Below are 15,093 nucleotides of genomic sequence, written 5' to 3' on the forward strand. Positions count from 1 at the left end.
AATAATTTCTACTTACATTAATTAGTATTTTAAATTAATTGACTTTGATTATAATTGACCAACTTGATTAATGTGATTTTAAGATTATGGGTAATATTTAATTATCAATAGTAATCAGATCAATGTAGTAGTGATTCAGTTAATGCTGATAATCATCCCCATTCATCCTCCCATTAATTTAGTAAATGCAGTGAAAAAATTATAAAAAAATATAACAACATTGAAGTTCTTATTTTTCATCTATAAATATAATCAACTAGGAGGATTATATGTCACATTCCGATTATGATATTGAAAATACCAATAGCAATGTACCCTATGTAAAAGGAGAAAATAACAGCATTTTATCGCCAATAGCAGAATCTTCATCCTGGAATCAACGTTATCCTGATCAAGAAGAAACAGAACATACTGTAGTCCAGGGAAAATATTGGGAATACCAGAGTAATAGTCATAAAGATTGCAAAAATAATAAATGTAATAAGAATAGCGATGAGGTATTTGTCTCTCTGTTGAAGGGTAATCAGAATTACCCAACCTGGATCACATCCGATATTAAATCAACGAGCCTATACATAGTTGAAAATCTATTTTCTTATCGTCAATATTCACCTGAATTCCAAAATTCTTTAAAAGAAAAATTGAGCATAGTTTTTGAAAACTATTCTGAAATAAAATATTCCGACTTACTGCATACAATAAATAACGTCCTCAACCTTATTTTTATAAAAGATTATAAGAAAACAGATAGTGATGCAGCAATAAATACTCTACTGGCAAAGATGGAGATTCTTAACAAACTGGAAAATCTGCATAAAGATGAAACTGCCACAGATAAAAGCAAAATAGATATATGGGACGAATTAGGTATCAACCCCGAAGAACCCCTACTGAAAATATATCGTGAAGCATTTTCTACAGGCGATATCGATGATGAAATTTACTCAGATGCACTGCTAACTTTTATGTCAGATGGCAATATAGAGTTAAGTGATAAAGAAAAATTAGATTATAAAAAGCGAATTAAAGATAAAGAAGATCTTTTTAATTCGTATAAACAAGGAATTGAAAAAGTAGCGAAGATAATTACCTCAACTAATATTAACCCAGGCATACCCATTATTCACACGGAAACAAATCAAAGTATTAATATTGGTGATGATATATTATTAGCCCAATTAGCCAAAGAGGAGATCGCACTAAAAAACCAAAATCGTACCGAATATAGCCAGGAAGATATTTTTGAACTGCAAACACTACAAGCAGCCAAATATCATTTATTAGTTTTATCTTCGTTAGGTGCCCTGCTTTATCAAATTGCGCCTAAAGTGGGAAAAATGACTAAAGGTCATGGTGATTATCGCGATGTTATTTTCTCCCAAGATCAGGCTGAGTTATTATTCAAAAAACATAATATTCAATATGATACTGATCATGTTCTTACCCAGGAATCGAAACATATTGATATGGAAGGCTGTATTATTTTAACAGCAGCAATCATTTATCGAATGAGAAAAGAGAACGCTAATGTGGAACAAGCTTTTAATTACTCCACATTAGATACAATAAAATTATTTGAAAATGACAAGATAAAACTTAACCCTTTCAATAAAAAAAATGTAAAGCCGGCAGGATACTTTTCTTTTATCGATTTCAAAAAGAGAGATAAATTTGATTCACAATACAATTTTAATGAGCAATTTAATGTTTATAAGAATAAATACAGTCATTATGAATCCATTTACCTCAGTAAATTAATCTTTTCATCTCCAGCGGAAAAATTAACACCAGAAGAGATTGTTAATCCGCCAGAAAAAGCTTTCCTATATTCGGTTGAACAAGGAATGGGAAATGTTGGCATGATAAAAATGTATAAAGGAGATTGGTTAGTTATCTCAACTATACAAGGTGGAGTAAAAGCAAAAAAATACTCAAATCAGGAAGTTAATAATCATCCAACTTTGCGCGCCATGTCTAGACCTAATGAATTCTTCTTACATGAAAGAGTACTGGAAAGAGGTATAGGAATATTAATGGCGAATGTCATGGTTAATACAGGAAAAAGACTTTTCCCGATTGGTCATGAGAGAGCCAAAACACTCAGTGGCTATTCAAAAACACATCGGTATAAATATTCTTATGACGCGTTTTGGAATGATTTTTATCATATCACGTCAGGGATGAATGTCGGCATTAGCTTTACCCATTCGCCAAATTTCAATTTTCACGATGATAACTTGCTTTCTATTACTGCGGCTATGGTACAAGAAGGCCTAAATGATATCGCAATAAAAAGCAAAACCGCGCTGGATATTACTTCCGGATGGCATATAGCTGCAACCATTTTGATTCCTTTCTATAATGTTATCTATAAATCGACAACAGATAGTGAATATCATCTCACCGGCGAAGATATTGGTTCAATTATCTTCGATTCTGCCAGTGTGCTTTTGGTTGTTGCGACCGTGGGTTTGTCGCTGACGGAATCAATGGCGGAAAAAGTAACACAAACTACATTACGCCTCAGACAAGCAGGTCTGTCCGGAAGAGCGTTAATTCAAGCTGTCATCAGGACATTACCAGAGCATGGCATAATTACCTTACGCCAATCTTCCAATATTATACTCGGCGGATTAATTGATTTAATCGAACCTTTACCTATCAGATCGACTCTGACCTTAACTTACCGGGGAGTCATAAGCGCAGTGGGTGCAATGAGAAATAGTATTAAACTTGAGAAAAGTTTCGCTGATATTTTTGGCAAAAGCGCTAAAGGATTAGGTAAACTTAAAGGTGAATGGAAAGTCAGTCATCTTCCATTCGACGGAATAGTGCCTCATTCAAATGAAGGAATATATAAAGGGATTTATTCAATACGCCCGGCTAATGTAGAAGCAGCCGTAAAACCGAACTACTATATAAAGGAATTTGGCGCTAATTATCAAGTCAAATGGGATGAAGCAAATCATACCTGGCGTGTCGTTAACCCGGCTTACCCCAAACAACTTAGTTACTGGCCTGCGGTTAAATTAAATAAAAATGGGCATTGGGTTACTCATGCCGATGTATCTAATAAATTTCTTATCCTGGAGCAAAGTAAAAAAATAGATCAGGAACTTGAAGCAGCACACAGTAATATTAATCATGATAAGATATTGGATGCATTCATTCATATCAATACCGCATTCAAAAATTGTGAAAAATATGATATCGATAAACTCTCAGATATTACTGATACATTAACACATTTTTTCGAAAAATCGCTAAAACTTGGAGATAAGACCGCGCTACTCAGCACAAAGGTAGCAGATATCCAGCAAGCTTGGATCCGTGAAGTTATTTTACCATTACAAAACAATCCGAGTATTTCAATTGAAAAAATCAATGCTATTAAAACCGAACTTCCTGATTTACTGAGAGAAATACTTTCCTTTGAAAATCAATTACCCAACCAATCAGAGATAAATAAAATTGCCCTTGCTATCGAGGAAATACCATTCACACCAATACCAAAATATACTTCAGATAATATCACAAGAACGGCTCAATATATATCGATAGAGAGTAACCGTGTTGATATTCCGCCTATCGGGATCACAATAACAGGTAATGAATTATTTATTAATCAAGTCACTCATGCACTAAACGAAATAGACCAAATACCATCTGGAAATATCGTTATTCAGGAACTTGAAAAACAGGGTTTTAATATACAGCCTCCGACGATGAGTGCCATTGTCCGTGAAAAAAATGGGCAATTTTACGCCAAAAACAGCGCCGGCAGCAGTATCGTCTTTGATCCAGAGAATCACCTGATTGGCATGGAAGAAAAAATTGCCGAGGAACCTTGGCGTTCTCGCGAACCTGCGATTGCCTTATATCATGAGATGCTACATATCTATTATAATCGTTACCCAACATGGTTTACTTCTATCGATAATAAAATAATTGATAAGAAAGTCAGTGGTGGTTTTTCTGCGCTGGAAGAATCACGTATTGTAGGAACAAAATATTACGTCAATGATGAAAATACGCTATTTGATTTCAGTAGTTCTGATTATTTACTGGAGAATAATTCAGCTTTGTTAACGGAAAATAGATTCAGAGCGGAATATGCCATATTTAAAGGCAAAAATGAGTATATTATCCGGCCTTATTCTGACAAGGGCAATAGTCAAATTCCACTGACAAATATCAAAATAAACATAAACGAATCACACCGAAATGTCATGGGCGTGGGTGATGGAAAACCTGAAAAAATGCCTAATGAATCGGCAACTGATTACCGAAACAGAGTGAGAGAATGGAGGAAAGCCAATAAGAAACCAGAAACAGAGATTGGAACAGGTGATATTAGAAAAACAAAAGCGGAAGCCAGGATTAAACATTTACATGAAAGCTATCCTCAGTTAGAACCACAAAAAATTGAGTTAGGTGGTGCATTCCAATTATGGACGGTACCGAATGAACCGGCTAATAAATTAGTATTAAGCTCACACGGATACTTTTTCTCTGACAGTGCAGGGACACAAGTACCGGCGGGTAAGACAATTCAATTTCTCGGTCCTCATAGTAAAACATTGCTGGAAGCACCAGAAGATCCACTTAACTCGCCTTTTGATGTCACATTGGGTAATAGTGGTCTGAATATACAACCTTATGCAACAATTAAAGCAGGTAACACAGCAAGTCTGGCTAATGTAAAAATAGGTGATAAAACTTTTACCATAAACGATATTCAAAATATGACTGCCAATGATGTTGAAAACTATCTGCTTGCTACCGGAGTAGAAGCTAATAGATCGAATCATGGCAGGGTAAGAAATTACGGTATCAAGTATTATGAAAAAATGCCTGATGAAGAAGTTAAAGCAGCAATATGGAAAAACAGAGCGGACGACACGACTATCAGTAAATTTGATGCACTGGTAATTAGCCCAGAAGCAGGAAACCGTAAAAAACTGTCTGATATTTTTGCCCTGATGAAATCAGACAAGAGAATGGCAAAGTATGACGAAATTACCTTTGTTGCCTGTCGTGAAGAACTTAACAGAATAAACATGAAATCAGTACATGATACCGGCCTTGGCGGCGGTTATGAACCCAAGCTGGAACCAACAGTTATTTCTTCACGCCGGCGGCGGGAGGCGACATTCACGGCTGATGGCGCAATAATTTATTCTGTTATTACGGTAAATTTGCACCATAATCTCACAACAGCAAAAATCGTCGGTATAGCACCTTTCTCATTTATAGATAATTAAAACGTACCTTTATATCATCTGAAATACCAAACTAAGGCGGGGAGCCCCTCCCCACCTTGTCCGCGCGCATCAATCAGGAGGATCAAAAAAATGACGGTACGAAAGCCACGGGAGAGCATCAAGTTCGAAGTCGATTTTTTCAATCAACCCCGTGCGGGTATCCACAGAGAACGGGACCACCTGCTGGCCGTGGTTAGACCACAACCAATGGGTGATATAGATCGGATTAACGCCAATTTCCGTTGGCACCAAAACGCTGCCGCAAGACCGCAACAGCCAGACCAGACGTAAACCATCGAATCGCACCAGAGACTCTACATCGGTAGTGATGTCATCCTGGTAGATTTCCGGCAGCTTATGTTCGGCGGCGAGAGAGATCATTACGGATTTGAGGTAGACCCCATGATCTCCAACCAATATCTGTCAAAAACTAGTTGATATTTCACTGTTTCTGATTAATTGAAATTTCAGTGTTTAGAGGATGGAGAGACAAGACATGGAAGAAGAGTTTAGCAGATATGACATCGCTGAAGCCAGAACCACAGGAAATGAACAAGAGTGTGATGAAATTGATTGGACAGTTAAGTCAAAATAAGCAGCATGTAGATTCTTAAGAGTCCTGCGCGAGATACATCTGATCGGGAAAATCTTCACACAGCGTATCGAGCGTAACAATCTGAGGCTCAGAACGCGCATCAAACGATTGGCTCGTAAAACCATCTGCTTCTCTCGCTCTGTTGAAATCCACGAGAAAGTCATCGGCGCTTTTATCGAAAAGCACCACTTCAACTGATTGGAGGCGTCACCCAATAAAAGTTATTAAAAAAATAAAAAAATCCGCCTGTACTTAATATCATACAGTTCCCTCATCTTTATAATCCTTCTTACTAAGAAGAATAACCATCAAAAAATAATATATAGAAGGAACACAATGGATATCTATCAGGAAAGTATCAGCTTTTTAGGTAACGGTGCCGATTTCGATGAAAATGGATTATTTCAATGTGAGTTATCATTCGATACTAATGACCATGATGAGGCGCTTTTCTTAACCATATTTAAGAATGAAACAACCATTAATTTACACATGTCTCTGACCAGTCCAGTTGAATTACCAACGCCTCTTCCAGAAGCGATTGCAATCGCGATCGGTGAACACGCGCTAGAACCTTTTAGAGGTGGTTTTGGTATTGGCTTAATGCCTGATAGCCGTAGATTAACGATTTATAAGATTATTTCTCTATCAAATAAGCCTCAAAGTTATGTGCAAAACATCTTTCAGCAACTGTTAGAAAAAATGGAGCAATGGCACCGTTTTATTGAACAAACGAATAATGCAGAAACGATCCCAGAAAAACTACCTGTCGGGATTTTTATTTAATCCCGGCAGCGAACGCCCCTATTTATAATATGAGGTTAATTTATGTCAACAATTCAAATTAATAGTCAGCACAGAGGTAGTTTAGACTTCGCGGATATTCAAAATATCAAAACCAATGCGAAAGAAGGTGATACGGTTAAGTTTGGCTCTGTATTTGGTAAAGAATACAGCGTTACTAAAAACAGTGATGGTGAAGTTAGCCTAAAACAAAAAGAGAATCGCAGCTTTTTTAACCGCTTCTTTAGCAATACAGATTCATCGAAAAACAGTGATTTAAAACTGAATCTGATGAACCAACAGCTGCACAAAAAAGAGAACAGCGGCAACGTTAAGGTCTTAACATTAACCTACAACCAGGCTAACCAAAAGATGCCGGAAGAGACTAAGAACTACTTCCAGAATCTGATCCAAAAAGGTGATTATGATGTGGTCTTGTTTGCTGAACAAGAGTCTAAATTGCTTGCTAACGACCTAGAACTCGATGGCATGAACCTCCTTAGCCAAAACACAATGAAAGTAATGACCAAAGGTCTTGGTGAAGGTGTTAGTTATACTTCTATGTCTGTTTTTGCTAAAGATGGCGTCGATATTAACGTGAAAAAAGAGTCTGAGTATCGTCACGGTATCATTGGTAACAAAGGCGGGGTGAAAACCGCTTTAGAGATCAATGGCCAAGCTTTAAACGTGATTTCCGCGCACTTGGATTCTAACAAAGAAGTAAAGCGTGAATTCGAAGGAAACAAGTTGATGGAGGGGATCAAACCGAATGAAGAGGTTCTGATCACCGGCGATCTCAATGAACGTGAGAAGCGTGTTGCTGAAGGCTCTGATGTGCTGTACGACCCAATTGCACACGATGATACGCATTTAGCAAAACATGGCTTTAAGTTCAAACCACTCGATAGCCATACCTACATGCAGCTTGATAAGCACACTGGCAATATTAAACAGAAAGAAGGTCGAGATCGCCCTGATTTCGGTGAGCTCGATAATACTGGTTTAACCAACAAAACGGGTAACTTACAGAACCATGAAACCAGTGTGATCACTGATGGATTTGTGAATGTCAGTGACCACAAACCAGTGCAGTCTACGTTTGAGGTAAGAAGTTTCTCTCAAAAACTCATAGAAAGCGCGATGACTCAAAATGCTGGTGACTTCAAAAATGACGCGGCATACCTAAAGCCTGGTACTGATCCAGCTAACGCGACGTTTGACGATGTCACATCCGCTAACCAGGCACGTCTAGGTTTAGAAAGCTTAAGTCCCAATGAACAAGAGTTCGTAAAAGAGAACTTTTCGAGTTTTATTATCGGTAAAGATGCACTCTTCAGTCAGTTAACTAGCGGCTTTATGGAAGAGATGGGTCAACTTCACGCATCTGATCTTGCTAAAAACCCATCTCAACTACAAACGCAGCAAATTGCATTGAGTGAAAAGTACGAACTTCTCAGTGATAAAGTGAATGCTGAATTTAATAAACAATTCGTTGCTAACCTCTAATAGCAATCTAACAATTGCTCTCTGTTAGATATTAAAAGCAAAGAGTGGTCAGTTTTTGAAGGGGCGTTTATCCCGAAAAAAGTATGCCAAATTGAAAAATTGGCATACTAATCAGCTCGAACATAACGAAGGCGATTCTACCTTAATCGGGTGATGCCTCCGATCGGTTGAAGCGGTATGATGGGTGCTTTTGAGACTCAGCACTTCATAGCATCCATCACCGTTCACTGTCCTCGTTGCCACTCCGACCGCGTATAAGATAGTCCTGAAATATGGCTGAAAATCTCTGACTGTCCTGGAACAATAACGCCGAAATACATGGGAGCGGGAACGCTGGTCAAAGAAAAGAAAAACCGTATTAATGGTCATTTTTATACATACAAGAAATTACCTAAAGGGCGGAAAAGTAAACGTTCAAAAGGCAGGCCAATGTATACTAAAACAGACAACGAGTACCGGCAGTCAGCAAAAGAAGCCTGGCTTATTTTCAGTAGTACAGACGATTTAAAGCCACGGGAGAGCATCAAGTTATACCGTCGTCGCATGCAGATAGAGCAAAATTTTCGCGATGAAAAAAGTGAGCGTTTCGGATTTGGTCTTCGTGCCAGCCACAGTCGCTCTGCGGGTAGAATGCTGGTACTGAGCTTACTGGCAACACTGAGCACATTGGGGCTTGGAGAGCATAAAAAGCCGACATTCAGAACTACAACTCGTGTACGTACACGTGTACACTACACGCATACTCAATGCCGGAGATAAATCATGACAGCAAAACAACGCAACACACAGAGCGTCACAATGACTGTAGAACGAAGCTTACTGAGCCGGGCACGTGAAGCAGGTATTAACTTTAGTGCTACACTGACCGCCGCCTTGGATGCTGAATTGAGCCATCGTGAGGCGCTGAAATGGCAGGAAGATAATAGGGAAGCTCTGGCGGCGTTAAACCGTTTCCATGACGAACATGGTTGTTTCAGTGATGAATACAGGACATTTTAACGATGCAATTCACCGTTTACCGTAATACTGGGAAAACCGTTGTTTATCCCCTGTTGCTGGACGTCACGAGTGACATTATCGGGCAGTTAAACCGCCGAATTGTGATCCCACTTCTGCCAGTTGAAAAATATCCTGACAGCAGTCGCCCTGCTCGAATGATCCCCCTTATCAGGCTAATAGACGACAAAGAATATGCTGTCATGACTCACGAACTAGCCAGTATATCTGTTCATACTTTGGGTGCTGAATTTTGCGATGCATCGCAATACCGTAATCAGGTAAAGGCGGCACTTGATTTCCTCTTTGACGGTATTTAAGTCGGATAAGCGCAGACTGTTGCCAAACTGCGCTTATCCGACCAACTCCCTTACGTTGTGCACATATATTAAACAAAAGGAGGTTCACATGCGTACCGTAACGGATTTTGATGGTATCGCCGAATTAGAAATTTCCTGTATCGGGGACTCCATTATTCTGAAACCAATAAAACCTACATGGGACTCTTTTCTGTCACAGGAAAAAGCTGATAATAATTTTTTAGAATCACGCCCTGATATTATCGAAGAAGGTCGCGTGAAATTATGAAAAATATTTATATGCTGATAACGTAAAAAGCATCACGGCTGGCTTATTAAGCACACCTATAAACCAGCCATATCTACAATTTTCTATTTACTATTAAATTACAATCCCAAATCAGATAATCCAGTATGATCATCAGGGCGACGACCTAAAGGCCAATGAAATTTTCGTTCAGACTCTTTTATCGGCAGATCATTAATACAAGCATAGCGGTTGTACATCAAGCCATCTTGGTTAAATTCCCAGTTCTCATTACCATATGAACGAAACCAGTTACCTGAATCATCGCACCATTCATAAGCATAACGAACCGCTATTCTATTATCAGTAAAAGCCCACAATTCTTTAATAAGCCGGTATTCGTGCTCTTTCTCCCATTTTCTGGCTAAGAAATCCTGAGCGTCTTTACGGCTATGAACGAATTCAGCGCGATTACGCCAATGAGTATCCAATGAATAAGCCAATGAAACCTTTGCCGGGTCACGGCTGTTCCATCCATCTTCGGCCAAGCGAATTTTTTGAATAGCCGTTTCCCGGGTAAATGGCGGTACTGGCTGGCGAATTTCTTTTGTATCAGACATATTTTGTCTCCTAATTAATTATAATTAAATTTTTCATTAACTCACATTGTATTTATTCAATAATGCCTTAGCGATATTCATTGCTTCCAAAGCATAATTTCTATCATTCATTATATGGGCAGTTGTAATAGCGCCTTCTATCAGAATCAAAAATTTCCTGGCTAAATCCACCGATGAATCCGGTGATATTTCTTCACAAATAGAAAGAACGTAAGTAAAAACTTTCTCTTTATGCTCCTTAGCAATAATTCTTACCGGATCAACAGGATCAAGCCGTTCACCAGATGTATTGATAAACGCACATCCTCTGAAATCATCACTTTCAAACCATGTTTGTAATACCAGAAAAATATTCAGCAATTTCTCTTCTGGCGTCTTATATTCAGCTATTGATGAAGTAAACCATCCCATCCATCGTTCATCCCGCCGGCGAAGAACTTCTTCAACCAACCCATCTTTGGTACCGAAATAACGATAAATCGTCTTACGTGAAGAACCGGTTGTACGCGTTATCAGATCGATACCTGTCGCCGCAATCCCCCTAGTGTAAATTAATTCATCTACAGCATCCAACATGTTTTCCCTGATGTTTGCCGCTTTCTCACCTTCCATGTTTTTCATGGTAGAACGATCGTTCTCCATAGTCAACCTCTTAACTAAAAAAACAGAATAAATTTGTTATCTTTATGATTTAAAAAATAATTTTAATAATAATCACATTTATCATAAAGAGACCCATTTTCACAAAAGAACTATCTTAAATAGTCTACAGTGCATTATGATACCAAAATTATGATGTAAAAGAATTTACGAAACGGAATTTACGAAACAAATAAGATGTTTTTAGCTATATCTTTAATTATTTTATCAGTAAAATAAAAAAACAATATAATAAATTATTTTATATATTATCTCTTCGGCAAATAAAAAATATTTACAAATAATAATCTTATTTGTAATTTTCATTGCTCATTCATTGCTGTATAAACATAAAATAGAGAAAGAAAAGAATATACTAATAATAGTATTACAGGTGATTTACGTTAAGAGATAATATAAATAAAGGGCGAATATCCGCCCTTTTATCAGCCACCAGCCAATTTAACTGTCATACCTTTGGCTTCAAGCAATTGTTTCAATAAATCCCTTTTATCGCCCTGAATTTCTATTTCGCCATCTTTTACTGAACCACCGCAGCCACATTTTCTCTTCAATTCAGCCGCCAACTTGACCAGTGTCTGATCATCAGCGTCAATTCCGGTAATAACGCAAACGCCCTTTCCTTTACGACCACTGCTTTGGCGCTGGATACGAACAATACCATCCCCTTTCGGACGCTGAGGTTTAGCGGTTTCTTCCTGAATACGGCCCCCATCGGTGGAATAGACCAGACGCGAATTATTATCTTGCATTAATAACTCCTGCAATAGATTGGTTAATCTGACGCAATGCCGCCGCCGGATCTACTGCACGGGTAATCGGACGCCCGATAACCATATAATCCACACCAGCCTGTACCGCCTGTTCCGGCGTCATAATACGACGCTGATCACCGGCTTCACTGCCTGCCGGACGGATCCCCGGCGTTACCAGTCGGAAATCCTGACCACAAGCGTTTTTCAGTTGTATAGCTTCATGCGCAGAACAAACCACACCATCCAATCCACATTCCTGCGTGAGTTTTGCCAACCTTTCCGCCTGTTGCGCTGGCGTAATATCAATACCGATACCTTGCAGATCCGATTGTTCCATGCTAGTTAATACCGTGACAGCAATTAACAACGGCGCAGCATGACCATAAGGCAACAGCGCTTCTTTCGCCGCCGCCATCATTCTGGCACCACCACTAGCATGAACGTTTACCATCCAAACCCCCATCTCAGCCGCAGCCGCTACCGCTCTGGCGGTGGTATTGGGAATATCATGGAATTTCAAATCCAGGAATACGTCAAAGCCACGCTGGTGCAACGACTTAACAAACTGAGGGCCATTAAGGGTAAACATCTCTTTACCCACTTTCAGGCGGCAATCCTGTGGATCAATTTTGTCAGCAAAAGCCAAGGCAGCATCCTGATTGTCGTAATCTAAAGCAACAATTACAGGCGAGCTAATCTGTTTACCGAATGATGTTAAGGTATGCGATGTCATTTTTTAACCTTTTTGACCAACAAAGAAATATTACTGTGATATTGTCACTGACCATCCAACCCACGGATAGGTTTAATCGAATCCCATGAACGACATGATGGACAGTGCCAATAAAGTGAATGAGAAGTAAAGCCGCATTTATGGCAGCGATAATTAGGTTTAGTACGAATTTGTTCACCTACCATGTCCCGCAGCAAAATAATACTTTCTTTCGCCCGGCCTTCTTCCGCTTCTGCCAAATGGTAATCCATCAGGCGATAAAACAAACGCATCGTCGGATGACGTTCTAATTGATGATTGATATAGATTTGCGCGACTTCATGGCCCTGTTTCTGCTCGATAATATCAGCCAGTAAAAGTTCGGCAGTTGCCCCACTATTTTCTTCGACACAACGTTTGAGGAAATTTTCCCATTCATCAATCTGATTCAGATGCTGGTAACATTCCTGGAGAATAGGTAACACCTCACTGACCAACTCTTTATCTTGCTCAAGCACAGATTTCAAAGAACCCGCTGCTTTAGTGTATTCCTGTTGGACCATAAACAGACGTCCCAACATGATAGAAACCCTGGCGCAATTTTTATCTGCCTGGACAGCTTTATTGAGATAGCCAATAGCTTCATCAAGATCATCACCGCTCATTTCCTGCAAAGCCAGTTCGCAATAAAAATGCGCAATTTTTCCCCGTATATCGTGTTTACCGGATTTAACTAATTTTTCAGCGATATCAATGGCTTTTTTCCAATCACTGGTTGCCTGGTAAAGCGTAAGCAGGGATTGAAAGGCATTTTGCCGAAAATCTTTTTCATCCACCAGCTGAACAAACATATTTTCGGCGCGATCATATAAACCCGCAGACATATAATCGCGGCCTAATTGTTGCGTCGCCAGTAAGCGCTGCTCAAATGTCAAAGAAGCGCTTTCCATGAGAGATTGGTGAATACGGATAGCCCGTTCCACTTCTCCCCTGGAACGGAACAGATTCCCCAAAGTCAGATGAGCTTCAAAAGCGGAACTGTCCTCTTTAAGCATCTCAAGAAACAGATCCACCGCTTTATCTTGCTGGTTCGAAAGGAGAAAGTTAACCCCAGCAACATATTCCCGTGACAAGCGATCAGCATTTTGTTGTTTATCCTGTTGAGCACTTCTGCGCCCCATATACCAGCCATAAGCAGCGGCCACAGGAAGCAACAGAAACAACAGCTCTAACATGGGGATTTATTCCTTGCTAAATACAGGCGATGAATGAGTAACCGGAGGTTCAGCCGGTTGCTCCAGTTGTGCTTCGAGTCGCTTAATCTTGCGTTCAGCTCTTCCCAATGACAAACGAGTACGAAGATAGAATAATCCACAGATAACCCAGCCTAACACGAAACCGCTGGCGAACAAGATAGCCAAAAGTGTAGATACGGAATAATTCCCTTTAGCAATCAGATAGTTAAAAGTAACAATTTGATCGTTATTTGCGCCAAGGGTCACAGAGATGACAAAGATCACCAACACCAGTAATAAAATCAGAAAATATTTCACATTTTTTCCTGTTATCTATTGTTGCTTGGATATTATGCCAAATAACAGACATAACGGCCTATTAAATTAGCATTTCCAGTCTGGGCAAAGGAAGCAATTTATCATGATAAATGCTTCTTTCCGCTTTTTTGCGATATCTTCCGACTAACCAAGTGTAAATAAGAAGCAATTACCTATCTAAACCCACCAACTAAAAGCAGCGACCAATATTATCCCCTGCCAGACTGGTATACATTTTAAAAACCCGTCCACAGCTTAACATATTGATGTTATGCCAATTACTTATATACGATTATTTGAGGATTTTTCACAGATAATTGGCTGTAAATATGGCAGAATAGATGCACGTTATAATCAGAGAAAATTTCTTGTACAGTTTCAGCTGATTTCCCAGACCGGTATTATTTTCTTAAATCTATTCTTGTAACGAGTCTGAATCGACATATGAACAATAAGATGCAATTAAAACAGGTGGCTGAGGCTAAATTACCTACTCCATGGGGCGATTTTTTAATGATTGGCTTTGAAGAAATCGCCACAGGTCAAGATCATGTCGCATTGGTATATGGCACTATTTCTGATAATGAACCGGTTCTCTCCAGGATCCATTCAGAATGTCTGACGGGTGATGCCTTGTTCAGTCTACGTTGTGACTGCGGCTTTCAACTTGAAGCGGCTCTGACTCAAATAGCCAAGGAAGGACGGGGGATATTACTTTACCACCGGCAGGAAGGTCGTAATATCGGCCTGCTAAACAAAATTCGTGCTTATTCATTACAGGATAAGGGCGCTGACACGGTAGAAGCTAATCATCAGTTGGGTTTTGCCGCCGATGAACGTGATTTCACCTTATGTGCAGACATGTATAAATTGCTGGGCGTTCATGCTATTCGTCTACTGACAAACAATCCTAAAAAAGTAGAAATTATGACCGAAGCAGGTATTAATATTGTGGAGCGGGTTCCGTTAATTACCGGTCGCAATGCTAAAAATGCTCATTATCTGGATACCAAGGCCAGAAAAATGGGACATTTTCTACCTGATGAGCTTTAATTTCTACTTATTTTAGCTGGCAAAGACGGCACCGATATTGGTGCCATCTT

15 protein-coding genes and 2 pseudogenes are annotated in these 15,093 nt (G+C 39.3%); 10 read left to right on the plus strand and 7 right to left on the minus strand.

The features are described from left to right. Window positions 1–269 precede the first annotated feature (269 nt). The gene (locus tag C5471_RS02650; protein ID WP_207627131.1) at window positions 270–5,264 is read left to right on the plus strand and encodes a putative adhesin; all 4,995 of its coding nucleotides are present in this window, start codon (window positions 270–272) and stop codon (window positions 5,262–5,264) included. 69 nt (window positions 5,265–5,333) lie between these two features. Here the strand turns inward: C5471_RS02650 and C5471_RS02655 are convergent, their stop codons facing one another. Continuing rightward, window positions 5,334–5,570, minus strand: a complete 237-nt coding sequence (locus tag C5471_RS02655; protein WP_242688544.1) for a hypothetical protein — start codon at window positions 5,568–5,570, stop codon at window positions 5,334–5,336. A gap of 319 nt (window positions 5,571–5,889) precedes the next feature. On the opposite strand from C5471_RS02655, the pseudogene C5471_RS02660 reads away from it, so the two are divergent. From C5471_RS02660 to C5471_RS02695, 8 genes and pseudogenes are all read left to right on the plus strand, one after another. Then, window positions 5,890–6,057 (plus strand): annotated as a pseudogene (locus tag C5471_RS02660) (IS1 family transposase); the annotation flags it as partial. Between the two features lie 138 nt (window positions 6,058–6,195). Then, the gene (gene ati1 / locus C5471_RS02665) at window positions 6,196–6,645 is read left to right on the plus strand and encodes an Ati1 family type III secretion system chaperone (RefSeq protein ID WP_133812974.1); all 450 of its coding nucleotides are present in this window, start codon (window positions 6,196–6,198) and stop codon (window positions 6,643–6,645) included. Between the two features lie 42 nt (window positions 6,646–6,687). Beyond that, the gene (locus C5471_RS02670) at window positions 6,688–8,148 is read left to right on the plus strand and encodes a VPA0450 family T3SS effector inositol phosphatase (RefSeq protein ID WP_133812973.1); all 1,461 of its coding nucleotides are present in this window, start codon (window positions 6,688–6,690) and stop codon (window positions 8,146–8,148) included. Between the two features lie 180 nt (window positions 8,149–8,328). Beyond that, the gene (locus tag C5471_RS25205) at window positions 8,329–8,406 is read left to right on the plus strand and encodes an IS1 family transposase (protein ID WP_133814204.1); all 78 of its coding nucleotides are present in this window, start codon (window positions 8,329–8,331) and stop codon (window positions 8,404–8,406) included. After that, window positions 8,407–8,817: pseudogene (locus tag C5471_RS02680) on the plus strand (transposase); the annotation flags it as partial. Window positions 8,818–8,910: 93 nt separating this feature from the next. Continuing rightward, window positions 8,911–9,147 carry a type II toxin-antitoxin system CcdA family antitoxin gene (locus C5471_RS02685; RefSeq protein WP_133812972.1) on the plus strand — a complete coding sequence of 79 codons (237 nt, stop codon included), beginning with the start codon at window positions 8,911–8,913 and terminating at the stop codon, window positions 9,145–9,147. A gap of 2 nt (window positions 9,148–9,149) precedes the next feature. Next, entirely contained in the window at window positions 9,150–9,464 is a 315-nt protein-coding gene (locus C5471_RS02690; RefSeq protein WP_133812971.1) for a CcdB family protein, read from the plus strand. An 88-nt stretch (window positions 9,465–9,552) separates the two neighbouring features. Further along, window positions 9,553–9,732, plus strand: coding sequence for an AbrB/MazE/SpoVT family DNA-binding domain-containing protein (locus C5471_RS02695; RefSeq protein WP_133812970.1), 180 nt, complete (start codon window positions 9,553–9,555; stop codon window positions 9,730–9,732). 98 nt (window positions 9,733–9,830) lie between these two features. On the opposite strand, the gene C5471_RS02700 is transcribed toward C5471_RS02695, so the two are convergent. From C5471_RS02700 to C5471_RS02725, 6 genes are all read right to left on the minus strand, one after another. Next, window positions 9,831–10,310 carry a nuclear transport factor 2 family protein gene (locus C5471_RS02700; RefSeq protein WP_133812969.1) on the minus strand — a complete coding sequence of 160 codons (480 nt, stop codon included), beginning with the start codon at window positions 10,308–10,310 and terminating at the stop codon, window positions 9,831–9,833. A 36-nt stretch (window positions 10,311–10,346) separates the two neighbouring features. Further along, window positions 10,347–10,952, minus strand: coding sequence for a TetR/AcrR family transcriptional regulator (locus C5471_RS02705; protein WP_133812968.1), 606 nt, complete (start codon window positions 10,950–10,952; stop codon window positions 10,347–10,349). A 443-nt stretch (window positions 10,953–11,395) separates the two neighbouring features. After that, window positions 11,396–11,722, minus strand: coding sequence for a stress response translation initiation inhibitor YciH (gene yciH / locus C5471_RS02710; RefSeq protein ID WP_133812967.1), 327 nt, complete (start codon window positions 11,720–11,722; stop codon window positions 11,396–11,398). Beyond that, a complete protein-coding gene (gene pyrF, locus C5471_RS02715) occupies window positions 11,712–12,458 on the minus strand; it encodes an orotidine-5'-phosphate decarboxylase (protein WP_166295605.1) in 747 nt (248 codons plus the stop codon). Before pyrF ends, yciH begins: the two co-directional genes overlap by 11 nt. Before the next feature lie 44 nt (window positions 12,459–12,502). Next, window positions 12,503–13,672, minus strand: coding sequence for a lipopolysaccharide assembly protein LapB (gene lapB / locus C5471_RS02720; protein WP_133812966.1), 1,170 nt, complete (start codon window positions 13,670–13,672; stop codon window positions 12,503–12,505). Window positions 13,673–13,678: 6 nt separating this feature from the next. Further along, window positions 13,679–13,990 (minus strand): lipopolysaccharide assembly protein LapA domain-containing protein, encoded by a 312-nt coding sequence (locus C5471_RS02725; RefSeq protein ID WP_133812965.1) that lies wholly within the window; start codon window positions 13,988–13,990, stop codon window positions 13,679–13,681. Window positions 13,991–14,446: 456 nt separating this feature from the next. Between C5471_RS02725 and ribA the strand changes: the two genes are divergently transcribed. Then, the gene (gene ribA, locus C5471_RS02730) at window positions 14,447–15,043 is read left to right on the plus strand and encodes a GTP cyclohydrolase II (protein ID WP_133812964.1); all 597 of its coding nucleotides are present in this window, start codon (window positions 14,447–14,449) and stop codon (window positions 15,041–15,043) included. Window positions 15,044–15,093: the final 50 nt, after the last annotated feature.

This window comes from Photorhabdus tasmaniensis (assembly GCF_011189505.1).
Classification (GTDB): domain Bacteria; phylum Pseudomonadota; class Gammaproteobacteria; order Enterobacterales; family Enterobacteriaceae; genus Photorhabdus; species Photorhabdus tasmaniensis.

What these genes read in the sequence shown, in the direction of transcription:
- C5471_RS02650 (WP_207627131.1), top strand. Translation starts at nt 270, where the DNA reads ATGTCACATTCCGATTATGATATTGAAAATACCAATAGCAATGTACCC.
- ati1 (WP_133812974.1), top strand. Translation starts at nt 6,196, where the DNA reads ATGGATATCTATCAGGAAAGTATCAGCTTTTTAGGTAACGGTGCCGAT.
- C5471_RS02670 (WP_133812973.1), top strand. Translation starts at nt 6,688, where the DNA reads ATGTCAACAATTCAAATTAATAGTCAGCACAGAGGTAGTTTAGACTTC.
- C5471_RS25205 (WP_133814204.1), top strand. Translation starts at nt 8,329, where the DNA reads ATGGGTGCTTTTGAGACTCAGCACTTCATAGCATCCATCACCGTTCAC.
- C5471_RS02685 (WP_133812972.1), top strand. Translation starts at nt 8,911, where the DNA reads ATGACAGCAAAACAACGCAACACACAGAGCGTCACAATGACTGTAGAA.
- C5471_RS02690 (WP_133812971.1), top strand. Translation starts at nt 9,150, where the DNA reads ATGCAATTCACCGTTTACCGTAATACTGGGAAAACCGTTGTTTATCCC.
- C5471_RS02695 (WP_133812970.1), top strand. Translation starts at nt 9,553, where the DNA reads ATGCGTACCGTAACGGATTTTGATGGTATCGCCGAATTAGAAATTTCC.
- C5471_RS02700 (WP_133812969.1), bottom strand. Translation starts at nt 10,310, where the DNA reads ATGTCTGATACAAAAGAAATTCGCCAGCCAGTACCGCCATTTACCCGG.
- C5471_RS02705 (WP_133812968.1), bottom strand. Translation starts at nt 10,952, where the DNA reads ATGGAGAACGATCGTTCTACCATGAAAAACATGGAAGGTGAGAAAGCG.
- yciH (WP_133812967.1), bottom strand. Translation starts at nt 11,722, where the DNA reads ATGCAAGATAATAATTCGCGTCTGGTCTATTCCACCGATGGGGGCCGT.
- pyrF (WP_166295605.1), bottom strand. Translation starts at nt 12,458, where the DNA reads ATGACATCGCATACCTTAACATCATTCGGTAAACAGATTAGCTCGCCT.
- lapB (WP_133812966.1), bottom strand. Translation starts at nt 13,672, where the DNA reads ATGTTAGAGCTGTTGTTTCTGTTGCTTCCTGTGGCCGCTGCTTATGGC.
- ribA (WP_133812964.1), top strand. Translation starts at nt 14,447, where the DNA reads ATGCAATTAAAACAGGTGGCTGAGGCTAAATTACCTACTCCATGGGGC.